General features: G+C 66.5%; 20 protein-coding genes and 3 tRNA genes. 4 read left to right on the top strand and 19 right to left on the bottom strand.

All coding sequences use genetic code 11. The features are described from left to right. Positions 1-42 precede the first annotated feature (42 nt). From lpxK to ACVOMM_RS04115, 7 genes are read right to left on the bottom strand one after another with little or no spacing between them, the layout of a single operon-like run. Entirely contained in the window at positions 43-1,062 is a 1,020-nt protein-coding gene (gene lpxK / locus ACVOMM_RS04145) for a tetraacyldisaccharide 4'-kinase (protein ID WP_053519963.1), read from the bottom strand. After that, a complete protein-coding gene (msbA, locus tag ACVOMM_RS04140) occupies positions 1,062-2,810 on the bottom strand; it encodes a lipid A export permease/ATP-binding protein MsbA (RefSeq protein WP_053519964.1) in 1,749 nt (582 codons plus the stop codon). Before msbA ends, lpxK begins: the two co-directional genes overlap by 1 nt. Next, on the bottom strand, positions 2,807-3,229 hold the full coding sequence (locus tag ACVOMM_RS04135; RefSeq protein ID WP_065181236.1) for an ExbD/TolR family protein: 423 nt from the start codon (positions 3,227-3,229) through the stop codon (positions 2,807-2,809). The genes msbA and ACVOMM_RS04135 overlap by 4 nt, the downstream gene beginning before the upstream one ends. Positions 3,230-3,232: 3 nt before the next feature. Beyond that, on the bottom strand, positions 3,233-3,901 hold the full coding sequence (locus tag ACVOMM_RS04130; protein WP_053519966.1) for a MotA/TolQ/ExbB proton channel family protein: 669 nt from the start codon (positions 3,899-3,901) through the stop codon (positions 3,233-3,235). A gap of 3 nt (positions 3,902-3,904) precedes the next feature. Next, a complete protein-coding gene (locus tag ACVOMM_RS04125; protein ID WP_459061810.1) occupies positions 3,905-6,304 on the bottom strand; it encodes a DNA internalization-related competence protein ComEC/Rec2 in 2,400 nt (799 codons plus the stop codon). A gap of 59 nt (positions 6,305-6,363) precedes the next feature. Continuing rightward, positions 6,364-7,707 (bottom strand): sensor histidine kinase, encoded by a 1,344-nt coding sequence (locus ACVOMM_RS04120; RefSeq protein ID WP_053519968.1) that lies wholly within the window; start codon positions 7,705-7,707, stop codon positions 6,364-6,366. Between the two features lies 1 nt (position 7,708). Further along, entirely contained in the window at positions 7,709-8,380 is a 672-nt protein-coding gene (locus ACVOMM_RS04115; protein ID WP_065175867.1) for a response regulator transcription factor, read from the bottom strand. A 137-nt stretch (positions 8,381-8,517) separates the two neighbouring features. On the opposite strand from ACVOMM_RS04115, the gene ACVOMM_RS04110 reads away from it, so the two are divergent. Then, positions 8,518-9,285: a MipA/OmpV family protein gene (locus ACVOMM_RS04110; RefSeq protein WP_053519970.1), complete on the top strand. Its 768-nt coding sequence runs from the start codon at positions 8,518-8,520 to the stop codon at positions 9,283-9,285. Positions 9,286-9,313: 28 nt separating this feature from the next. Further along, complete coding sequence (locus ACVOMM_RS04105) at positions 9,314-9,598, top strand: hypothetical protein (RefSeq protein ID WP_065175865.1); 285 nt, start codon at positions 9,314-9,316, stop codon at positions 9,596-9,598. 84 nt (positions 9,599-9,682) lie between these two features. Here the strand turns inward: ACVOMM_RS04105 and ACVOMM_RS04100 are convergent, their stop codons facing one another. Further along, on the bottom strand, positions 9,683-9,823 hold the full coding sequence (locus ACVOMM_RS04100; protein WP_164972405.1) for a hypothetical protein: 141 nt from the start codon (positions 9,821-9,823) through the stop codon (positions 9,683-9,685). A gap of 181 nt (positions 9,824-10,004) precedes the next feature. Between ACVOMM_RS04100 and ACVOMM_RS04095 the strand changes: the two genes are divergently transcribed. Further along, positions 10,005-10,346, top strand: a complete 342-nt coding sequence (locus ACVOMM_RS04095; RefSeq protein WP_111186045.1) for a hypothetical protein — start codon at positions 10,005-10,007, stop codon at positions 10,344-10,346. A 93-nt stretch (positions 10,347-10,439) separates the two neighbouring features. On the opposite strand, the gene ACVOMM_RS04090 is transcribed toward ACVOMM_RS04095, so the two are convergent. The 3 genes from ACVOMM_RS04090 to uvrB form a co-directional block, all read right to left on the bottom strand. Continuing rightward, positions 10,440-10,514: transfer RNA gene (locus ACVOMM_RS04090), tRNA-Val, on the bottom strand. A 97-nt stretch (positions 10,515-10,611) separates the two neighbouring features. Continuing rightward, positions 10,612-10,686, bottom strand: a tRNA-Val gene (locus ACVOMM_RS04085). A gap of 105 nt (positions 10,687-10,791) precedes the next feature. Further along, positions 10,792-12,816, bottom strand: a complete 2,025-nt coding sequence (gene uvrB / locus ACVOMM_RS04080) for an excinuclease ABC subunit UvrB (protein ID WP_481525917.1) — start codon at positions 12,814-12,816, stop codon at positions 10,792-10,794. Positions 12,817-12,944: 128 nt separating this feature from the next. On the opposite strand from uvrB, the gene ACVOMM_RS04075 reads away from it, so the two are divergent. Next, a complete protein-coding gene (locus ACVOMM_RS04075; protein WP_065175863.1) occupies positions 12,945-13,475 on the top strand; it encodes a GspH/FimT family pseudopilin in 531 nt (176 codons plus the stop codon). A gap of 57 nt (positions 13,476-13,532) precedes the next feature. On the opposite strand, the gene ACVOMM_RS04070 is transcribed toward ACVOMM_RS04075, so the two are convergent. The 8 genes from ACVOMM_RS04070 to ppnN all read right to left on the bottom strand — a co-directional run bounded on the left by ACVOMM_RS04070 (position 13,533) and on the right by ppnN (position 22,900). Further along, positions 13,533-13,609: transfer RNA gene (locus tag ACVOMM_RS04070), tRNA-Asn, on the bottom strand. A 66-nt stretch (positions 13,610-13,675) separates the two neighbouring features. After that, positions 13,676-14,089 carry a type IV pilin protein gene (locus tag ACVOMM_RS04065; protein WP_053516619.1) on the bottom strand — a complete coding sequence of 138 codons (414 nt, stop codon included), beginning with the start codon at positions 14,087-14,089 and terminating at the stop codon, positions 13,676-13,678. Between the two features lie 23 nt (positions 14,090-14,112). Then, on the bottom strand, positions 14,113-18,687 hold the full coding sequence (locus ACVOMM_RS04060; RefSeq protein ID WP_481525916.1) for a pilus assembly protein: 4,575 nt from the start codon (positions 18,685-18,687) through the stop codon (positions 14,113-14,115). After that, entirely contained in the window at positions 18,684-19,172 is a 489-nt protein-coding gene (locus ACVOMM_RS04055) for a pilus assembly PilX family protein (protein ID WP_053516616.1), read from the bottom strand. The genes ACVOMM_RS04060 and ACVOMM_RS04055 overlap by 4 nt, the downstream gene beginning before the upstream one ends. A gap of 7 nt (positions 19,173-19,179) precedes the next feature. Then, positions 19,180-20,367, bottom strand: coding sequence for a PilW family protein (locus tag ACVOMM_RS04050; protein WP_065175861.1), 1,188 nt, complete (start codon positions 20,365-20,367; stop codon positions 19,180-19,182). Beyond that, a complete protein-coding gene (gene pilV / locus ACVOMM_RS04045; RefSeq protein ID WP_053516615.1) occupies positions 20,367-20,834 on the bottom strand; it encodes a type IV pilus modification protein PilV in 468 nt (155 codons plus the stop codon). Before pilV ends, ACVOMM_RS04050 begins: the two co-directional genes overlap by 1 nt. Beyond that, complete coding sequence (locus ACVOMM_RS04040; protein ID WP_111186083.1) at positions 20,831-21,349, bottom strand: GspH/FimT family pseudopilin; 519 nt, start codon at positions 21,347-21,349, stop codon at positions 20,831-20,833. The genes pilV and ACVOMM_RS04040 overlap by 4 nt, the downstream gene beginning before the upstream one ends. A gap of 162 nt (positions 21,350-21,511) precedes the next feature. Continuing rightward, complete coding sequence (ppnN, locus tag ACVOMM_RS04035; protein WP_053516614.1) at positions 21,512-22,900, bottom strand: nucleotide 5'-monophosphate nucleosidase PpnN; 1,389 nt, start codon at positions 22,898-22,900, stop codon at positions 21,512-21,514. Between the last annotated feature and the right edge of the window lie 333 nt (positions 22,901-23,233).

The following is a 23,233-nucleotide window of genomic DNA, read 5'->3' as shown; positions in this document are numbered from 1 at the left end:
AATGTGGCCAGCGGCGCCTGATTGCAAGCGTCGCCCGGCCGCTCAGTTCGGTCGCAGCTTGTCCAGGCGATCGGTCAGCGCCACCCAGAACGCGGCAGGCAGTTCAGCGCGCAACGGCACGGCGTAATGCCAGTCATTGCCGAACGCGCGGCACTTCACCGCGTCCTTCTCGGTCATCAACACCGGCAGCTGGCTACCAAAGGACAGTTCCTGCGGCTGGTAGGCATGGTGATCGGCGAAGGCATGCGGCACCACGCCGATGCCGCGCGCGCGCAGCATGTCGAAGAAGCGCTGTGGATGGGCGATGCCCGCCACGGCATGCACGCGCTGGCCCTTGAAATAGCCCAGCGGGCGCGCACGCCCACCCGCGAGAGGCTGTGCGGTGTCGATATGCAGGGCCATCGGCCATTGACCGAATCCGCAGGCCTGCGCCGCGCCGTCCTCATCCGTCTGGCCCAGGTTGACCACGCGGAAATCGCACTCGGCAGCGCGGCTGACCGGCTCGCGCAACGGGCCGGCCGGGATCATCCGGCCGTTGCCGTAGCGGCGCTGCGCATCCACCACTTCGATTTCGATGTCACGGGCCAGCCGGTAGTGCTGCAGGCCGTCGTCGCAGACGATCACATCGCAACCGGCCTCGATCAGCGCACGGCCCGCCGCCACCCGATCGCGATCGACGCGCACCGGCACGCCGGTCTTCCAGGCAATCAGCACCGGCTCATCGCCGCCGGTTGCAACCGGCGTATCGGCCTTTACCCACTGCGCCTTGTCGGCGTTCTCGCGGCCATAACCACGGCTCGCCACGCCTGGCGTCCAGCCGGCCGCGCGCAGCCGCTCGACCAGGGCGATGGTCAACGGCGTCTTGCCGGTGCCGCCAGCGGTGATGTTGCCGACCACGATGACCGGCACCGGCAACGTGTGGCGCTTGCGCCAACCGCGCTGGTACAGGCGTCGCCGCAGCGCGGTGACGCCGGCATACAACGGAGCCAGCAGGCGCATGGGCCATGGAACCGAACTGCCGTCATACCAGTACGGCGGGGTCTGGGTACCCTTGCCTGCCATCAGTCCTGCCTTTCGCGGAACTGCATGCTGTGCAGGTGCTGGTACAGGCCACCCATGGCAAGCAGCTCATGATGGGTGCCACGTTCGACGATGCGGCCGTGATCCATCACCAGCACCTGGTCGGCGTGTTCGATGGTGGACAGGCGGTGGGCGATCACCAGCGTGGTGCGCTCCGGCATCAGTCGCTGCAGCGCGTCCTGCACCAGCCGTTCGGATTCATTGTCCAGCGCCGCGGTGGCTTCATCCAGGATCAGGATCGGCGCATCACGCAGGATCGCGCGGGCGATCGCCAGGCGCTGGCGCTGGCCACCGGACAGCAGCGCACCGTTCTCGCCCACCGGCGTCTGCAGCTGCTGTGGCATGCGTGCGATGAACTCCCAGGCATTGGCCGCTTCGGCCGCGGCACGGATCTGCTCGTCGGTCGCATCCATGCCATAGGCGATGTTGGCAGCGATGGTGTCGTCGAACAGCATGACCTTCTGCCCGACGATCGCCACCTGCCGGCGCAGGTCAGCCAGCGGATAGTCATCCAGGGGTACGCCGTCCAGCCGGATGACGCCACCATTGGGCTCGTAGAACCGTGGCACCAGCCGGATCAGGCTGGTCTTGCCGCTGCCGGAACGACCAACGATGGCGGTGACCGTTCCGGGCCTGGCAACGAAACTGATGTCATCCAGGGCGATGCCGCTGTCTTCGCGATAACGCAGCATCACGTGCTCGAACGACAGTTCACCGCGTACGCGCTGCACGACATGCGTGCCGTCGTCGCGCTCGACCGGCATGTCGATGATGCCGAACAGGCGCTCGGCCGCCGCGACGCCACGCGAGATCGAGGTCTGCACGCTGGTCAGGCGCCGCAGCGAAGGGATGATCGCCATCATCGAGGTCATCAGGCCCATGAACTGGCCCGCATTGAGCTTGCCGGCCAGTGCTTCGCGGGTGGACACCCAGACGATCACCGCCAGGGCCAGCGCAGCGAGGAACTGGACCACGCTGGACGCGGCGGCACGCGTCACTTCGACTTTCATGTTCAGCGCGAGCATGCGGTTGGCCAGGCGCGAGTAACGGGCGATCTCATGCGCCTGCGTGCCATGCACCTTCACTTCCTGCTGCGCGGCGAGCGACTGTTCCGCCGTCTGCGCCATCGTGCCCATGCCGTCCTGGATGCCGCGGCTGATGCGGCGGTAGCGCTTGCCGACATAGGACACGATGCCGCCGATCAGCGGCACCACCAGCAGCATCGCCAGGGTCACCTTCACGCTCATCTGCAGCATCACCACCAGCATGGCGATGATGGTCAGGGTGTCGGCGACCACGGTCTTCAGTGCGTCGGCGCTGGCCTGGGTGACCTGCTCGGTGTCGAAGTTGAGGCGGCTGACCATGACCGGCGTCGCCTCGTTGTCGAAGTGCGAAGACGGCAGGTGCAGGTACTTCTGCAGAACCTGCTCGCGCAGGTCGCGGACCACGCTGCGCCCGGTCTTGGCCAGCGTGTAGTCGCTGACCCAGGTGGCCAGGCTGCGCATCAGGAACAGGCCCAGGATGGTCAGCGGAAGGATCACCGCCATGCGCGGCTCCGGGTTGACGAAGCCCCGGTTGACCAGCGGCTCCATCAGCTTGGTGAAGTGATAGCCGGCCAGTGCCTCGACCACCATCGCGATGACCGCGGCCACCATGAACACCCAATAGGCCCGGGTATAGCCCAGCAGGCGTTTGTAGATCGGCCACACCGGCGCGTGTTTGGAACTCATGGACGCACCTCTGGCGCAGTGGCGATTGCAATACGGCGGAAACCGAGCTGACCAAGCGCATCCTGCGCGGTCACGACGGCCTGGTAGGGAGTACGCGCGTCGGCACGCAGCAGCACGGTCTGTTCGCGATCACTGCCCGCCACAGCGGCAATGGTCTGCTTGACCGACTCGACGTCGCTGCGCAGCACTTCCTGGTCATTGATGAAATAGCGGCCATCGGCATTGATCAGCACGCTCAACGAACGCGGTGGTTCATCGGTGTGCTGCTGGCTGGCGGTGGGCAGCTGCACCTGCAGCGTCGAACGCGCATCGAAGGTGGTGGTGACCACGAAGAAGATGATCAGCACCAGGATGACATCGATCAGCGGTACCAGATCGATATGCGGCTCATCCTGGGATCGGTCGTTGCCGATACGCATCGATCAGGCCTTCGCCGGGGCGGGCGCAGCGGCACGTGCAGCCGATGCCGGTGCGGGCGCCATCACGCCGGGACGACCATCGAGCGTATCCAGCAACGCGCTGGCTTCCTGTTCCATCTCCACTACGTAGCCGTGGATCCGGCCCTTGAAATAGCGATGGAACATCAGTGCAGGAATCGCCACGATCATGCCGGTAGCCGTGCAGACCAGGGCCTTGCCGATGCCACCGGCCAACTGGTTCACATCGCCCACGCCGTGGTCGAGGATGCCCAGGAACATCTGGATCATGCCGATCACCGTGCCGAGCAGGCCCAGCAGCGGGCCGGCCGAGGCAATGGTGCCGAGCGCGTTGAGGAACCGCTCCATGCGGTGTACCAGGTGGCGGCCGGTGTCCTCGATGCGCTCGCGGATCTGGTCGCGCGGACGATTGCGCGCTTCCAGCGCGGCGGCCAGCAGCGCTCCCAGTGGCGAGTTGGCACGCAGCGTCTGCAGATGGGCAGGGTCGAGCTTGCCGCGCGCAGCCCAGTTGCGCACTTCCTGGCCCAGCCCCGGTGGCAGCACTTCAGCGCGCCGCAGGGACCAGAAGCGCTCCAGGACGATTGCCAAAGCCAGTACGCCCAACAGCAGCAGCGGCACCATCGGCCAGCCACCGGCCTTGACCAGTTCCCACACGTTTCAACCCTCCGGCCCAGCGGCCGCCTGTTCGATCGGCGATAGGATAGCAGCCGACCGCGCCCGCCCAGCGGCATCCCACCACCGGGCCGCGTGGATGCGCTGTTCACGCAGCTGCAGGCCTTGTGCGCCAAGCCATATGCGGATCGCGCCGGATTCGGCCGTGGCCAGCACTTCGGCGCCCACCGCGCGCCAGCGCTGCACCACGTCACGTTTCGGGTGGCCAAAACGGTTCTGGTGCCCGGCCGAGATCACGGCCAGCCGGGGAGCCACCGCTGCCACCCAGGCCGGATCCGAACTCCCCCCGCTGCCATGATGCGGCACCAGGACCACGTCCGCGCGCAGCTCGCCGGGCGCCCGCTCCACCAGGCGCCGTTCGGTCGCCGCGCCGATGTCGCCGGCCAGCAGGATCACGCCATGTGCGCTGGCGATGCGCAGCACGCAGCTGTCCTCGTTGCCGGCCGTCGGCACGTCGGGCCCGGGATGCAGCACCTCGAAGTCCACCCCGTCCCATCGCCAGCGAACGCCGCGATGGCAGCTGCCGGCACCGTCGAGGCTGCTGCCTGGGGGTGCCAGCAGCTCCAGGTGCGGCAGCTGCCTGCGCAGCCGCGGCAGTGCGCCGGTGTGATCCAGATGGTCATGACTGAGCACCACGCGACCGGGCGGCACCTGACCCAGCGCACGTACGGCCGGCAGCAGGACCCGTTCGTCGCCATCGCCACCGATCGCAGGGCCGACGTCGTACCACAATGCATGCCGTGCCGTGCGCACCAGCACCGCCGTGCCCTGCCCGACATCGTGCACCAGCAGCTGCACCTCCCCGGCAGCCGGTATGTCACGTGACGGCCATGACAGCGGCAGGCACAGCAGCGCGCCGGCCAGCACGCCGCCGGCCCCGCGCGGCAGCAACCACCAGAACAGGCCCGCCAAGGCCGCTGGCACGGTCCACGCCGGAGCCTCGGCCAGCCACCACATCGCCTGCGGGTGGTCTGCCAGCGGCTGCAGGGCCTGCCAGCTGAGGTCGAACAGCCAGGACGCTGCGCGCCAGGGCCATCGTCCCGCCCCGCTGTACAGGGCATCCAGAGCGGTGCCAAGCAGTGCCAGTGGCACCACCAGCAGGCTCCACCACGGGATGACCGGCAGATTGACCAGAGGCCCCAGGCGCGCGGCGCCTCCGAACAGGGCCACGCACAGCGGCAGGAGGCCGAGACTGGCCACCCCCTGGGCCGCGAAGAAGGCCTGCAGGCGGCTCCCCACACTGTCGGCGCTTGCCGTCGGCAGGCACCACAGCAGCCAGAGCACGCCACCGAAGCTGAGCCAGAAGCCGGCCGACAGCACGGACAGTGGTGCTGGCAACAGCAGCACCAGGGCCGCCAGTGACACGGCCTGGACCACGTCGGGAGGTCGCCGCCCCCCGCGTGCCAGGGCGATCAGCCCGATCATCAACGCCGTGCGTACGGTCGGCAGTTCCGCGCCGGCCACCAGGGCATAGCCGGCCGCTGCCAGCGCGGCGGAACACGCAGCGGCCTGCGGACGCGGCCAATGACGGGCCAGCGACGGCAACAGCCACCACACTGCGCTGCACAGCAGTGCCGCGCAGCCACCCACCAGGCCCACGTGGAAGCCCGAGATGGCGATCAGGTGGGTCAGCCCCAGCGCACGCAACTGATTCCAATCGGTGTCGGACAGCCATCGGGTATCGCCCAGCGCGAGCGCGCGGATGAAGCGCGATGCGGGGCTGGGAACCTGCATTGCAATCGCATCGCTGCTGCGCTCGCGCCAGGCCAGCAGCCCCTCCGGCGCCTGCAGTTCACGCGCACTGCCCGCTGCACGCACCGTGCCGTGACCGGCAATGCCGGCCAGCACGGCATGACGTTCCGCGTCGAAGCCGCCAGGATTGATCCGCGAGCGTGGCGCCCGCAGCCGCAACGGCAACCGCCACTGCGCCCCCGCACGGACCTGATGACGGCCCCCACCCTCAACGCGCGTGCGGGTTCCGGGCCATGGATCGCTCCAGGTGATCTGCAGGCGCTTGCCCGCCAGTGCGGGATGCCCCGGTGCATCGCCGACCTGCAGGACGAAACGGGTATGGCCGCCCGCCGTTACCGGCAGATCGACGACGCGCCCGCTGACCACGGCATCGCGGACCGGCATGGCCGGCGGCAGTTGCTGCTGCAGCGTCCATTGACCATGCAGGGCCGCCCACGCTGCGCCGAACAGCAGCGCGGCAACCGCGCGGCCGCGCCACGGCAGCGCCCACCCCAGGCCGGCCACGGTGCTCGCCAGCGCGCAGCTCCAGAGCGGTGGCAACGCGGGCAGCAGCACGCACGCCAGGGCGCCGCTGACGAACGCGGCAGTGCAGACCCCGCCAATGGGAGCGGGCAACGGAGTATCGGCGGCCATCGCATCAGCCTGCCGCGTGCTGCCCCTGTCCTCCTATCAGGCAACGACCCGCGCAGCGGTCAGCGCCGCACGCTGCCGCGATGGAAATTGACCCGGAAGCTGGCGCCGCCGCCGACGGCTTCACCCACACTGACCGAGCCACCGTGATGCTGGACGATCTCCTTGACCAGGTGCAGGCCCAACCCGCTGCCACTGCCCGCCGCACGCAGTCGATGGAAGGGCTCGAAGATCGCCTCGCGGTCGCCGACCGGCACGCCCGCGCCCTGGTCGCTGACTTCCAGCAGACCGGTCCGGTCAAGACGTACGCAGATCGTGCCACGCCCGCCGCCATGAACGATGGCGTTGTGCACCAGATTGGCGATGACCCGCCCCAGCGCCAGGCTGTCACCGTGGATCCACACCGGCGTCTCTGGTGCGTCCACCTCGAAACCGTAGCCGGCGCCCACCACCAGCGGAGCCAGTTCGGCCGCCGCTTCGCGCACCACCAGGGCCAGATCCAACCGTTGCATCGCACTGGTGTTGCGATCCAGCCGCTGCAGATCCAGCAGGTGCTCGGCCACGTTGCCCAGGCGAGCAATGTCGGTCAGCAACTGCGATTTCAACTCGCCCTGCGGCAGCTGCGACAGGCGCGCCTGCACCACGGCAATCGGCACGCGCAGCTCATGCGCGGCATCAGCAAGAAACTTGTCACGCGCCGCATAGCCCTGCTGCACCTTGTCGATGGCATCGTTGAACGCCTCCACCAGCGGTGCTACCTCGGTCGAGACCAGCTGCGCGTCCAGCCGCGCGCCCGGCTGGCCGATGTCCAGTTCCTTGGCCTGCTGCGCGGAGCGTCGGACACCTCGCATCGCGCGGTGGATCACGGTCGGCATCACCAGCAGGGTGACCACGATCAGCGGCAGGAAGAACCACAGGCCAATCAGGCGCAGCACCATCAGCGCGCCATCCAGCAGGCCGCCCTTCGGTGCGCCCCCCACCATCACCGTGATGCGCCGCCCGTCCTCGTTGCGGATCATCACCCGCGCCACGTCCAGATAGGGCGGCACCAGTGAACCCAGTTCGGTGGCACCCAGCGTCGGCAGCCGCGCCAGCAGCGGCGCATGGATCGCCGGTACCTTGCCACGCTCGAGCCAGGCTCCCCGGTCATCGACGGCGGCGAACCAGAGGTTGCCACCGGCGCGCGCATCCAGCTTCTGCCAGCGTGCCTCGTCCAGCGCCAGGCCCCCATCCTGGCTGTGCACGGCCTTGGCCACCGCCTCGGCGGTGAACATGTCCATGCCCCAGGAATCCTTGTCACCCCAGGTGAGGATCAGTGCGACCACGGCGAACAGCACGGTGAACGCCTGCGCCAGGAACAACCGCCAGGCCAGGCCGAGGGTGATCGATCGGATCGGTCGCGCCATGTCAGGCCTCCGCCAGCAGGTAGCCGACGCCGCGGATGACATGGATCTCCACGCCAGCGCCCGCCTGTTGCAGCGCCTTGCGCAGTTTGGAGATGTGCGCATCCAGCGCGTTGGACTGGATCTCGTCATCGAAACCGTAGACCGCCGCCTCCAACGCGCTGCGCGTGACCGTGCGCCCCTGCCTCATCGCCAGCGCCTGCAGCACCAGCACCTGGCGGCGCGGCAGTGCCAGTGTCTGGCCCTGCACCTGCGCCTGCAGCGATTCGAAGTCGAATTCCAGCTGCCCAAGCCGCAGGCTGGGGGTGACCATCGCCGATGGCCGACGCGATACCGCGCGGATGCGTGCCATCAGTTCTTCGATCGCCACCGGCTTGACCAGATAGTCATCGGCACCGACATCCAGGCCCTCGACCTTGTCCGACAGCGTGCCCTTGGCGGTCAGCATGATCACCGCCAGATTCGGCCGCAACGTGCGTGCGGTGGCGACGAAGGTGGCACCATCGCCGTCCGGCAGCTGGCGGTCGAGCAGCATCAGCTGGTGCACCGGTTCGCGCAACGCGATGGCGGCTTCGGCGAGGCTGCCGACCACGTCGGCGACCACGCCCTGCCGCTCCAGCCCGGACTGCAGGGCCCGCGAGAGGTCGGGATCATCTTCGACCAGAAGAATGCGCATGGAGGTCTCTGCTGCGGGAAACGGTTCGGATCATTGTGCCAGCCAGGGCCCCGTCGCGCTCCGTATGCATCGACGCAATGTTGCGACAATGTTGACACCGCAGCATGCAGCCTCATCCCCTGCAAAGCTGTCGATCGATGCCCTTGTCGCCCTCTGCCCTGCTGCGCCCGATGCTGTTCTCCGCCGTGCTGTCGATGCCGCTGCTGGCCCAGGCGGCGGAACAGACACCCGGCGTGAAGGCCGGGATCACGGTCGGCGCGACATCGGGCGCCTACGCGCACTACGACGTCAAGCCATTGGTCGTGCCCGCCCTCTCCTGGCAGGGCGAGCGCTTCTTCGCCAGCCCCGGCTCGCTGGGCATGTACCTGTACAAGGGCGAGGGCCTGCGCCTGTCGGCGGCGCTCACGCCCTACACGCTGCGCTTCAAGACCGATGACGTGAACGATCCACAGCTGCGCCGCCTGCACAGCCGGCAGATGTCGGCGATGGGAGGCATCAATGCCGAATACAGCGCCGACTGGGGCATCGTCGAAGCCAGTGTGATGCGCGAGATCAGCGGCCATGGTGGCGGCCTGGAATCAAGCCTGTACTACAGCTATCCGCTGCAGGCCGGTCGTTTCACCTGGGTGCCGAGGGCCGGAGTGGTGCATTCCAGTGCGCGCCTGCTCGATTACTACTACGGCATCAGCGACGAGGAAGCACTGCGTTCGGGCCTGGCCGCCTACAGCCCCGGCAGCGCCACCTCGCCGAGCGTGCAGATCGCGGTCAGCACGCCACTGGGCAGCAGATGGCGCGCCACCGGCGTAGTGGCCAACCAATGGTTCGGCGATGCGGTCAAGGACAGCCCGATGGCGCGCCGTGGCAGCCAGACATCCGCCTTCATTTCCCTGATGCGTTCGTTCTGACCGAGCGCTCCCCGGACGAGGAATCCCCATGGCCTCACCCAGCCCCGCAGCCGATGCGCACGCGATCCTGCGCGCCCCCGATCTGGACAGCGCCGAACGCGCGTATCTCGGCCTTCTGCCGGACCTGGACCACGTCGATGCACTGACCCGTCGTGCAGTGGGCCTGTCGAAGGTAGCCGACGCGGCACGCGGCTACGCCCTGTCGATGACCCTGATCGGCCTTCGCCTGCAGGAACTGGAGATGGGTGAGCCCTGCACGACGGAGCACCGCCAGGCGACACTGCGCAGCCTGCGCCAGGCCTTCAGCGCCTGACCGCCCCCCAGAACGGCACCCTTCCGCAGCCGATGCGGGCCACGCGTGTCCGAGTGTGCGGCACGCCGGCACGCAGGTGCGCCATCAGCGGCAGGTCGTCCAGGCCAGCACGGCACACAGGATGGCCACCCAGACCACGGCCTTGAACGTGCCTGCCAGCATGTTGCCGCCGAACAACAGGTCGAGCAGCGGGTTGGGCCTGGAAACGGGAACGTGATCGCTCATTGCAGCTGCTCCTTGTGATGGCCGCGATTGCGCGGGCGCCGCAAGTCTACGCCTGCCCGGTGCGGATTCATCGGCGCCTGGCTGCGTTTGGCGGCTCAATCCGGGTGTTCGTCGCAGGCCGGCTGTGGTCCCGGCGGCGAAGTGCCAGTCTGCCTGCACTTTCCCGCTGGAGCACCGTGCCATGCCGATGCTTGCCCTGTTGCTGCTGTGCGCTGGCGCGTTCGGTCACGCCACCAGTGCCGACGAGCCCGTGCTGGTCGATCTGCCCCTACAGTCCGGATCATCGACGAGGGTGGCGCAGCCCGCCATGCAGCGCGAACTGGAACCTGCGAGCCTGCGGCTCTTCCACCTGCGCCAGGATCGACTGCTGCGGGTGGGACAGCAGTGCCTGTCGCAGGAACAGGCCGATGGCCATCGCGAAATCGTCGGCGAGGCACGCATGATCCAGCTGTGGGAGCGTATCGATGGGCACTGGCGGATACGGCGGACGCTCGTCATTGACCACCGGGCCGCGCGGACGTGACATCACGCGGCCATTGCATGCGCCCATGAAAAAAGCCGGAGATGGCCGGCTTTTCGTATTACCACCGCTGCACCGGCAGGGCCGGGAGCCAGGTGGTGGGCGGTACAGGGTTCGAACCTGTGACCCCTACCATGTCAAGGTAGTGCTCTACCGCTGAGCTAACCGCCCATCGTGTTACTGCGGCCCGCCAGCGGGCCTCTTTACGTAAAAACCCGGCGCCAGGGCCGGGCTTTCAATTCACGACCGCCCTCTTTCGAGAACGTCGTGGTGGGCGGTACAGGGTTCGAACCTGTGACCCCTACCATGTCAAGGTAGTGCTCTACCGCTGAGCTAACCGCCCGTTTGGGGTCTGAACGTCCGCGAATGCGTCGGTGCAGGCCGCGTATATTACGGATGCCGGCCCGGAAGCGCAACACTTTTGTGAAGACGTGCGGCACTGTCGCGTTCAGCCCAGGCTGGCCTCCTTCAGCTGTCGGATCTGGTCGCGGACGCGGGCCGCGTCCTCGAATTCCAGGTCCTTGGCGTGCTGGTACATCTGCTGTTCCAGCGCCTTGAGACGCGCCGCCAGCTGCGCCGGCCCGAGCGCGCGGTAGTCGGCCACATCCTCGGCCACTCCAGGCCTGCCCTTGCCTTTTCCCTTGCGCGATTCCTTCTCGGCCGCTTCGGATCGGGCACCCTCCAGTACGTCGGTGATCGGACGCGCCACCGAGCGGGGAATGATCCCGTGCTCTTCGTTGTACTCGACCTGCTTGGCGCGTCGGCGGTCGGTCTCGTCGATCGCGGCCTGCATCGAACGGGTCACCTTGTCGGCATACAGGATGGCCTTGCCGCGCACATTGCGGGCCGCACGGCCGATGGTCTGGATCAGCGAACCGGTGGAGCGCAGGAATCCCTCCTTGTCCGCGTCCAGGATCGCCACCAGCGACACCTCGGGCATGTCCAAGCCCTCGCGCAGCAGGTTGATGCCGACCAGCACGTCGAACTTGCCCAGGCGCAGGTCACGGATGATCTCCACGCGCTCGACGGTGTCCACGTCCGAATGCAGGTAGCGCACGCGGATGCCATGCTCGGTGAGGTACTCGGTCAGGTTCTCGGCCATGCGCTTGGTCAGCGTGGTGACCAGCACGCGGTCGCCGGCCTTGATGCGCTCGTTGGCCTCGCTCATCAGATCGTCGACCTGGGTGGCGACCGGGCGGATCTCCACCATCGGGTCGATCAGGCCGGTCGGCCGCACCACCAGCTCGGTCACTTCGTCGCCCGACTCGCGCATTTCATACGGGCCCGGCGTGGCCGACACATAGATGCTGCGCGGCGAGCGCGCCTCCCACTCTTCGAAACGCAGCGGGCGGTTGTCCAGCGCCGAGGGCAGGCGGAAGCCGAACTCGACCAGGGTTTCCTTGCGCGACCGGTCGCCCTTGAACATCGCGCCGATCTGCGGAATGGTCACGTGCGATTCGTCAATCACCAGCAGCGCGTCGGCCCGCAGGTAATCGAACAGGGTCGGCGGTGGTTCGCCCGGGCCCTTGCCGGTGAGATGCCGCGAGTAATTCTCGATGCCGTTGCAGTAGCCGACCTCGGCCATCATCTCCAGGTCGAACTGGGTGCGCTGGGCAAGACGCTGCGCCTCGACCAGCTTGTTCTGTGCGTAGAGCTGCTCAAGCCGCTCCTTCAGTTCCACCTTGATGGTCTCGATCGCCGCGAGCACGCGTTCGCGGGTCGTCGCATAGTGCGTCTTCGGGTAGACGGTGAAGCGCATCAGGTTGCGCAGGGTTTCGCCGGTGAGCGGATCGAACATCGTGATCTTCTCGACCTCGCCATCGAACAGCTCGATGCGCAGCGCCTCGCTGTCCGACTCCGCCGGGAACACGTCGATCACTTCGCCGCGCACGCGGAAGGTGCCGCGCTGCAGCTCGTATTCGTTGCGGGTGTACTGCAGCTGCGTCAGATGATTGATCAGGTCGCGCTGGTCGATGCGTTCGCCCTTGGACAGGATCAGGCGCAGCGACAGGTAATCCTCGGGCGCACCCAGGCCGTAGATCGCCGACACGGTGGCCACCACGATCGCGTCGGGCCGCGACAGCAGGGTTTTGGTCGCCGCCAGCCGCATCTGCTCGATGTGCTCGTTGATCGAACTGTCCTTCTCGATGAAGGTGTCCGACGACGGCACATAGGCCTCCGGCTGGTAGTAGTCGTAGTAGCTGACGAAATACTCCACCGCGTTGTGCGGGAAGAACGCCTTGAATTCACCGTACAGCTGTGCGGCCAGCGTCTTGTTCGGCGCCATGATCAGCGTCGGCTTCTGGATCTGCTGGATGACATTGGCGATGGTGTAGGTCTTGCCCGAGCCGGTCACACCCAGCAGCGTCTGCTTGGCGATGCCGGACTCGAAATTGCTGGTCAGCTTCGCGATGGCGTTCGGCTGGTCGCCCGCCGGTGAATACGGCGAGACGAGTTCAAAACTGTCGCTCATGATGTTGCCAGATCCCGGGAACGGCCAGTATACGGGGCATCCGGTGACGGCCGGCTGAGGGGAAGCCGGACACCCCGACGCGCCAACCTCCAATGGAGACCGGCCGGCGGGGCCGGCAGGCTGGGGGCATGCTCCAGACCCTCTGCAAACACCCCGCGCGCAAGGCCCGGGGGCTCCACCTGCCTGAAATGCTGGTGGTCCTGATGATCCTGTGCGTACTGCTGGCTGTGGCCTGGCGCCCCTGGCAGCGCGCGATGCGCCAGCTGCAGGCCGAATCCCTGCGTGCCCAGCTGGTCGGCAGCCTGTCGCTGGCGCGCAGCACCGCCATCACCGAGGGACGCCCGGTCACCGTGTGCGGCTCCGGCGACGGCAGCCGCTGCGACAACCGCTGGAGCCAGGGCTGGCGCGTTCAGGTTGAGCCGCGGGTGGCCAGCGGGGGAATGACCACCCTGCTGCACACCCTGGAGAACCGCCATCGCCATGTGGAACTGCGGGCGAGCGACCATCGCGCCCACATCCGATTCCGCGCTGACGGGCGCAACGCCGGCACCAACCAGTCCATCGTGCTGTGCGTGCAGGGCCTGGAACACAGCCGCGTGATCATCAACATCCCCGGACGGATCCGGAGCCTGCGCCCACGCGTGCCTACGCCCTGCTGATCCGGCGCGGCCTGCCCCAACGAAAAAAGCCGCGATTGCTCGCGGCTTTCTCGAAACTGGCGCCCGAAGTTGGACTCGAACCAACGACCCCCTGATTAACAGTCAAGTGCTCTAACCGGCTGAGCTATTCGGGCGGGGTGCGCATTCTAGCCAATTCCAGAAGTGGGGTGCAAGCCCCTTCCACACTCGCCGCTGCCGTCTTACCAGCACTCCGGGTTGGTCTTGCTGTCCGGCGTCTTGCGGCCCGCCTGATCGAGTGTCAGCGTGCCGCACGCGTCCTTGTCCTGGCCGGTTTCCGGAACCGCCTGCAGGGTATAGGTCCCGGCGGTCGCCTTGCCGTCGAACGATATGGCATAGCGGGCCGAGCCCTGCCGCGGCGACTGGCTGAACGGCAGCGAGAATCCGTCGTAGCTGTTCTGCACGGTGTGATGCCGCTCGAGCAGCTGCGCGATCTCGACCAGGTCAGCCTTGGCCATCGCGCGGTGTGTCTTCAGCACATGTCGCTGGTAGGAAGGCAACGCCACAGCCGCAAGCACCGCGATGACGGCAACGGTGATCATCAGTTCGATCAGGGTGAAGCCCGTTACCTGCTGTTGTCTGCTGGATGTGCGCATGGCAGCTCCCGTATTCCTGGTAGTCATCGGATCTGGCGCCACGACTGGCGACCACAGGCACGCTGGCCATACGCAGTATCCGCGCCCGGCGTGTTCAGAGCCACGATGCAGCGGTCCAGCGATCCATCGACCGTGCACTTCGGATCGCTGGGATCGCAGCCCTTCAAGGTGGTGCTGTTGACATTGGTGGACAGCACGGGGGCACCGGTTGCGATGTCTCCGCCTCGGGTCAGCGCACCGGCACCGCAGTTGGCGCCGCACAGCGCGTTTCCGCCGACCTCGTCGGTCAAGCCGCTCATCGCCGGCTGGCCGGTCAGCATGTTCAGGCGATAGCGCCAGTTGGTGCCGCCGCCGGTGCCGCAGACCGCCTGCCCGGGCACATAGGTGGTGAACATCACCGCGCCGCCCTGCAGCGTCGGATAGCCGAAGAAGCGCTCACCCTCCACGTCGGAACCCACGATCAGGTCGACGTACCAGCCGCGCTTGCTCGCGTAGTCCACGCCGTTGCCCGACACGTCACGGAAGCCGGCACCATTGGCACTGACGGTCTGCCCCACCAGCGAATCACGGCTGGAAATGGCAGTGGAGAGGTTGTCCCAGAGCCCATACAGCGTCTGCACCGGCGAATTACGGGTCACTGCATTGTCGTCAGCGGTGAAGTAGCGACCGGTACCGAAGAACAGGCTGACGCCACCGCCCGGCCCCGCCGAGACTTCGATCGCGCCGGTGATCGGCTGAGCGACAGCGCTGCGCACCGCAGTGAACAGCGGCGTGCCGTTGAGGGCCACATTCCAGGCGCTGGGATCACCGCCACGCAGGTCGAAGCGCCACATGTTGCCCTGCATGTCGCCGCCATAGACGGTATCGGCCAGGCCACTGCTGTTGTGCAGCGCTACCGCGGTGACATGGTTGAGGCCATTGGCGACTGCATACTTGCCCGCCGTGGGGTACACGCGCTTGAGGATCTCGCCGGTGCGGATGTCGACCACATAGAGCACCGGTCGGCCGGTGCTGGAATTGACACCGTTGCCGAACAGGGCGACGAACCGGGGCGGACTGTCCGCATTGGGCCCGGCGACGGGCACCACGACCGGCTTGCCCATGACGAAGCCCAGGTCCGATTCGGTCTTGCCGGAAATCTCCCACAGCACGTTGCTGGAGGTGAATCCGGTCGGATTGCTGATATCCAGGGCGAACACCGAACCGTTGCCCACTGCCGTGGCCGACGGCCCGCGCGACGCGCCGCCGCCACCGGTCGAACCGACCAGTACCGTGCGCCAGGCATCGCCGTAGTAGACGTCCGACGAGGTCAGTCCGCCATCCACGTAGTAGCGATGTCCATAGGTGGGGTTGGCCAGCTCCGCCATGTGCTGCAGCGAAGCCGATGGAATGAAGGCGAACTGCTCGCTGCCCGCCGAGGTGCCGGTGCTGGCATTGAAGCCATGCAGCATGCCGTCGTTCGCACCGACGTAGACCATCGAAGGTGGGCCACCGTTTGCCACCTTGGTCGCCAGGTAGGCCCGATAGCTCAAACCGAGCGTGGTCTTCCAGCTCACTCCCCCCTGCGCCTGCCACGAGGTGAAGCCGTAGTCGTCCTTGTTGGACACAATCTCCACGCTGGAATTGACGATATCGCCGAGCAGTGAGCTGCGCGGGCGGAAACCGCTCACCGGTGAGCCGCGCAGGTAACTGACCAGATCCGCCACGGTGTGCGAACCGAACCAGTTCGGCACCGTGTTGAGCCCCATGTTGCCGAGCTTCTCGGCGCGATCACGCCCGGGAACGTTGTCGGCGGTGAAATCGGCCGCTGCCACCGGCACCAGTTGGTTGGACGTGTTCACATAGGTGGGTGCGGTCGACATCACGATGGTCCGCCCGGAGGCGCTCATCTTGGTCGACGCACGCCACAGTTCAGCGCCGGCGCCTCCGGTGCTCGTGGTCTGGCTGGCGATGACATCACCGGTCCAGTCGTTCGAGCCCGACGGCACCGTGTAGTGCGCGGACACGGTGAAGGAGCCGGCGTTGACACGGGCGCCGGTGCCGCTGCCACCGACCGGGGCCTCGCCAGCCGCAGCGCTGTCGAAGATCGATTCCAGCGCGGACTTCAGCTTGGCCGGATTGCGTGCCAGGAAGTAGTTGTCCGGTACACCAGGCACCTTGCTGTCCCACTTCTTGCCTTCCGGCACGCCGTACTTGGCGGCGTACCACAGCGGGCTTTCCAGCTGCCCGGCCTGACCGGTACCCAGCTTGTAGCGCACCACGACCGCACCGGTCCAGGTAGCCGGCGGATCGGCGCTGGTGCTCAACACCGAACCATTGCGGTTACCCGGACGCAGCACCAGCCGCTGCACGTTGTCAGCCGCATTGGAGCCCACGATCGTGTAGCCGGTCAGCATCGCGTTGCCTGCATAGGCGGACAGGTTCTCGATGCGGACCAGCACTTCGTCTTCGCCGACCTTGTTGCGAACGGCGTTGTTGTTGCATTCACCACTGTTGGAGCGCCAGCAGATGTTGCGGAATGGCGTCGTGCCACCGTCGCTGCAGGTGCTGCCTACGCAGTAGCTGAGCATGGAGACCACATCGTTGTCGTGGTCATTGCCCCACAGCGAATCCTCCCAGACCAGCGAGAAGCTGCCGGCCTTGCCATCGGCACGATAGTCACGGCCATAGACGTAGTTCGGCGATACCGCTGACCGCTTGGTACCAATGCCGACCGAGCCGAGGAAGCAGCTGCGCCAGCCGCCACTGTTGATACCGGCCCCTTCGCTGTTGTTGGCCTGGCACAGGGGCGCCAGGGTGATCTTGCCGTTGCCCACCGGAATCTCGAACTTCGGCAGGCTTTCGGCCATGGCCACGGTGTAGGTGGTGGCGGTCAGCTTGTAGGTGTTGGGTTTGTCCTGCACGCCCGGGCGCAGATCAGTCTCGGCAGCAGCTTTGGCCAACCCCGAGATCAGATAACTGCCTTCCGTGGACGGCACGTCCGGGCAGATGCCACGCACGAGCGACAGACCGGTGACCTTGGCCGCCCGGCAGATGTCCTCATGGGTATTGATCGAGGCATAGCGCTCGGTCAGGCCCACACGGCCTGCCATGTAGCTGCCACCGGTGATCTTCTCCAGGTTGCCGATCGCATCGGTGGCCGCCGCTGCCGTGGTCAGGCCGTTGACCGTACCGATGTTGTCGCTGTCGAAGGACGGCAGGCCCGAGGACATCACCAGGATGTTGCAGGTGGCGCAGTAGGAGTTGCCGCCGTTGTTCGGCGAGCGGTACGGATCTTTCCACGCCACCGAATTGGGCAGGCCGCTGAGATCACCGCTGGCACTGTAGATCCCCTTCGTTTCACCCTTGATGTAGCGCAGCGCCTCGGCATACATCTCCGCCAGCGGATTGCCCCAGGCACTGCAGTTCTTGGACGCATTGCCTGGATCGGTCAGATTGCCGTTGCCGTTGAAACCCTGCCGATTGAGGATGCTGTAGGCGTTGCAGTCGTTCCAGTTGTCCTTCCAGTTCCACTGGTCGATACGGAAGTTGGAGATCGTATTGATGATGCCCTCGGCCCCGCCCGTCAGCGTGTTGCAGAACTGGCCATTGGACAGGTTGATCTCGTCGCCGGCTGCGCAGAAGGTCGTGCCGTTGCCGGCGATCTTGCCGATGTTGCGGCGGACCACGCCACCATCGCGCGGATTGACATAGGTGCCGGTGACCAGACCAAACCGCAGTCGGCCACTTTCACCATAGGACTGCAGCAGTCCCGCCGGTTTCAGGTAGTCCCGGGTGCCGTCGTTGTACTTGCGGCAGAACGCCTCCTGGAAAGTTCCTGAACCGGTGGCGCAGACCTCTACGCGTACATTCAGATCAGTCGCCGAACCGGGGGAGTCATCCTTGCCCTCATCCGTGCGCCCGGTAATGCACTGCCGCCCGGCAGTCGAGGCCCATTCACCCCAGCTGCCGCTGGCAACACGCATCAGCGGCGCGCCGGTGGCACTGATGCTGGCGTTGCAGAACGACATGGTCGTCTTGTACGGGGTGAAGTTGTTGATGTCGGCGCCGCTGTAGACCTTGACCCAGGCATGCAGGTCGTTGGGAATCTGCGCCCGCTCCAATACCGTCTTGCTGGCGGTATCGGTGATGCGATGGCCGCCGTACAGCACGTAGCGCATCACATCCAGGCGGCTCATGGTCGCCCAGTTGAGGAAGTTGCCCGACCAGGTACCCGAGCAGGTGTGCCTCTGCGTGCCGGTCGCCTGGGCCGTGGCCTTGAACTGGCTGCTGCTGTATGTGTAGCAGAGATTGGAGTCGAAGTACCCGGAGTAGTCGAATTTGTCCTGGTAGGTGGTGTCGAGCGTGCCGTCCTCGTCCAGATCGCTGTAGTCGCTGTAGGCCTTGTTGAACAGCTGCTCGTCGCGCGACATCACCATCATCATCAGCGGCGGCTGTGTCTTCTTGCTGTAGAGCGGCTCCTGCGCGATGTCATAGTCGCCAAGCGCGGCAAACAGCGGATAGACCAGTGCGCCCACGCCCACCAGCACGGCAGCGGCGGTGCCTGCACGCAGCCACGGGGAGGAGACAAGGCGGGAGAATCGGCGCGGAGTATTCATGGAATGAAGATCGTGTCGATGACGGCGCTGGAAGAAGGATTGGCCGGATCGTCACTGGCCAACACGGTGATCTGGTAGATGTTCTCGGTCTCTTCGTTCTTGCGCCGCCCCAGGCCCAGCGGCCCCACCGGCACGCATTTGTCCAGGCGGCGGGTATTGATCGCCGTTGCCGTGGTCTTGCCATCGGCCCAGGTCGCCGGGTCGAACACCGGGCTGCACTCTTCCTGGTTGGCCTCGAAGATCTTGCCGCTGTCGATGACAGCCTGGATCGCCGCTTCCTGCGAACGTACATCGGCCTCGGCGTTCTGGAACGCCTGGTTCGAGCGCAGGTAGTTGGCGGCCATGCGTTCCTGCATGCCGGTCACCTGCATGCCGGCGATGCCGATCAGGGCCAGCAGGATCAACATGATCAGGGCGACATACAGCACCGCGCCGCGCTGTTGGCGGTGCGATGCGAAGGAGGGGGTGCGCGGGCGCGGATGCATGGTGGCCTCAGTTGCCGAAGAGGCGATTGCGGAGGGCGATGGTGGTCTGGTAAACAGCGCGCATGCGGCCGTCCTCGGGCGCGGTGAACGTCACGCCCATCGAGGTCAGTACCGCATTCTGGTCGGCCTGAGGGGCTGCCGAGGGATCGGGACTGGCCATCACCAGGCCCATCTGCACGGCGCCCACGCGCCGCCAGGCGTTGATGTTGGGATTGGCCGATGCCTGCACGGTGGCAGCGGTACCCTGGCGATCAATGAAGCCGGTCGGGTAGGCACTGGTCAGGCGACGATCCTGGCCGTACAGCAGCTGCATGTTCTCCACACCCTCCACCAGGGCCTCAGGCGCGCCGGCGACCAGCGCACCGTTGGGCGTGGCGTTGAAACGCACACGGTACAGTGAGGAACGTGCGCTGGCAGCGTCGTAGCCCACGTAGTACACAGCGCTTTCCGCACGATGCAGCATCGCCTGGCCTGCGGTCACCGGACGGATGAAGTTGCTCGCATTGTTCGGTGCATCGCCGAAGGTGATCGTGCCCCCTGCCTTGTCGATGCTGCGCGCCTGGAAAACGGTGGCGCTGGCGCAGTCGGCAGCGCCGTACAGCCCGGAATCGGCAACGCCACTCTGCAGCACGGCGAGTCGCGCCTTGTCGAAACTGAAAACCGGCTGCGCGACGGTACCGCCGGAAGCCGTGACCGGCACGCCGTCCGGCATCAGGTATCGCAGGGCGACGATGTCGCTGCCGTTGACCCGGTTGGGCAGCGCCGCAGCGAATTCATCGGGCAATGCGGGTGTGTAGGCGGTGCCGCCCGTCGCCGGAGTGGCCGGCAGCGTCACCGCATCGCCGGGCGCCGTATCGGTCGCCTCGTAGCCCTGGATGGATCGCTGGAAGTCCAGAGCCGGATGAGGCGTGGCCGCGAACGTCGTAAACAGCGAGACGCCATCCGGCGACTGCCGGGCCTGATCGTTGACGCAGCCGAAATGACCTGCCATGCGCAGTTCGCGCTGTAGGGTATCCATGGCGAAGCGACTGTTCTCCTGCACGCGCGCCAGGCCATCGGACAGCTGATAGGCAGCACGCGAGGCCGCGAACACCTGGACGACACCGAGCATGACGATCACGCCGATGGTCAGCGCGATCATCAGTTCGACCATGGACAGGCCGGCCATGCGCCGGGCCGGGGAAGGCGCGCGCATCACAGGCGGCTCCCGGCACTGAAGGTGGTATCGCTGGCGTCGGCGTTCCAGCGCTCGTCACCCCACGTCACGCTGACCGTGTACTGGGTGCCGGCACGTGCGACCTTGGCCGTGGCCCCATCCCCCAGCGCCTTGCCGAGACGGCAGGTCCAGTCCAGGGTGAACGCGTCCTTGCCGATGTCGTTGCCGACCGGTGGCAGGCAGTTCTTGGCCGCGGTGGTCGCGGTGTAGTCGCCCACGTAGGACGGAGCCATCGAGCGGTTCATCCGCAGCTGATCAAGCATTTCGTAGGTCAGGTTGGTCGCCTGGGTGCGATAGTTGGCGCTCTGCACGAAGCGCACGTTCATCGTCTGCAGCAGTGCGAAACCCAGCAAACCGACCCCCAGCACCAGGATCGCGATCAATACCTCGATCAGGCTGAAGCCGCCCTGTGCGTTGCGCGGGGAACGGAAACGGGGCGTTCTCACTTGCAGTCCTCCTTCAACAGACGCACCTGCCCGGTCGGGGACAGGCGAAGCGTGCGCTGCAGCGGCTGCTTGCCGCAGTTTTCCGGGCGCAGCGTCAGGTCGAGCGTGGCATTGGCGCGATTGCGGCCCCGCGGGTCGAAACTCACCGACAGGTCGGGCGTACCGACGGCGACCAGCGCCGAACGCCCGGGGCTGTAGCGCAGGACGGTTTCGCCGGCACTGAGCGCGCCGTCGCCGTTGCTGTCGGCCCAGACCAGCCAGCCATCGGTCCAGCTGTCGCCATCACAGGACGTGCCTCCGGCAGAGGCACACACGCCGCCGCCCCTGCGGTTCTTGACCGCTTCACTGCGGGCCAGCGCCATCGACGCGATGAGGTCATTGCTGGTGGTGGCGATGCGGTTGGAGCGGATGGTGCTCTGGAAGCTCGGAAACGCGATCGTCGCCAGCACGCCCAGCACGACCACCGTGATCATCAACTCAACCAGCGTGAAGCCGTTCTGCCGGCGCAAAGACATGTGGACGCTCCCCAGCGTATTGATCGCCACCATGGGCCATCGCCCTGCCGCCAGCAAGCGGCGGCAGGATGAACGGTCAATCCGGGGCGACGGGCGTCAAAGGCTTGACGAACCGCCCTTCCCCACCGCTACCGGCGCGATCCCCATCGCGCCGGCACGGTCTCAGGCCAGCACCTGGTAACAGGGCTGGTACTCGCCGGAGATCTTCATCCGGCGCTGCTCGACGAAGGCGCGCAGCAGCGCATCCAGGGCCTGCATCATGTCCGGGTCACCGTGGATCTGGAACGGCCCGAACTGCTCGATGCGGCGCATGCCATCCTCCTTCACATTGCCGGCAACGATGCCGGAGAAGGCACGACGCAGGTCCGCCGCAAGGGCATGCGGCGCACGCCCATGGTGCAGATCCAGTGCAGCCATGGCCTCATGCGTCGGCACGAAGGGCTGCTGGTACTCCCACGGAATCTCAATGGACCAGTTGAAGAAGAACGAATCCTTCTGCGCCAGGCGATGCTCGCGCACGCGCTTGATGCCGGCGGACATCTTCCTGGCCACGGCAACCGGGTCGCCGATGATGATCTCGTAACGCTCTGCGGCGGCATCGCCCAGGGTCAGCCGGATGAAGCGGTCGATCTGTTCGAAATACGGCGCAGCCACGGTCGGGCCGGTCAGGATCAGAGGGAACGGCAGGTCCTTGTTCTCGTCGCGCAGCAGGATACCGAGCAGGTACAGGATCTCCTCGGCGGTGCCGACACCACCGGCAAACACGATGATGCCGTGACCGATGCGGACGAACGCCTCCAGGCGCTTCTCGATGTCCGGCATGATCACCAGATGGTTGACGATCGGGTTGGGCGATTCCGCGGCGATGATGCCCGGCTCGGTCAGGCCGATGTAGCGGGTCACCGTCTTGCGCTGCTTGGCGTGGGCAATCGTGGCCCCCTTCATCGGGCCCTTCATCGCACCCGGTCCGCAACCGGTGCAGATGTCCAGGCCGCGCAGGCCCAGCTCGTAGCCCACCTGCTTGGTGTACAGGTATTCATCGCGCGAGATCGAGTGACCGCCCCAGCAGACCACCAGGTTCGGGTCACCGGGGTTGAGGATGCGCGCGTTGCGCAGCAGGCCGAACACCGCGTTGGTGATGCCTTCGGAAGACTCCAGTTCGGCCGCGTAGGCCGGGCCCATTTCGATGGCCATGTACGCGAGGTCGCGGACCACGGCAAACAGCAGCTCGGCCACGCCGCGGATGATTTCGCCATCGACGAAGGCCATCGCCGGCGCGTTGACCAGGTCGATGCGCACACCGCGATCCTGCTGCGCGACCTGGATGTCGAAGTCGGGATAGAGATCGCGCGCCGCGCGCGGATCATCCGACGCACTGCCGCTGGTCAGCACAGCCAGCGCGCAGCGGCGCAGCAGCTCGTGCATGCCGCCGCCGGAGGCGTCGCGCAGGCGCGCCACTTCTGCCCGCGACAGCACATCCAGCCCCCCGCGCGGGTAGATCCGCGCGTCCTGTACCGGCAGCGCACGGGCCGCCTTTTCGTTCGTGGTCATATCCAACGTTTCGCTTCCTTCAAGGTTTCCGACTGTACTGCCGCCCCCTTAAAAAGCAAAACGGCCGGGAATCCCGACCGTTGGATATGTGCTGACCGCGTTCGCCATTCCGGGACCGCATCTGCGGCATCGGCGCCGCGCACGAACCCGGATGCTACGCCGATGTCGTGGCCACTGCAAGAACTTTCACCCGAACGGAAAACCGCCCGGTTACCCCCGGCGGGTTCGGGGTAGGGGGGGGGTTTAGCACGGTGGGGACATGGTATTGAGGGGGAACAGAAAACACCCACCCCCCCCCGGACGGTTTGGCGTGTGGGGGGTTGTTTTAGGGGT

Source organism: Stenotrophomonas sp. STEN009 (genome assembly GCF_056760395.1).
This window is presented reverse-complemented; position numbering and strand designations above follow the sequence as displayed.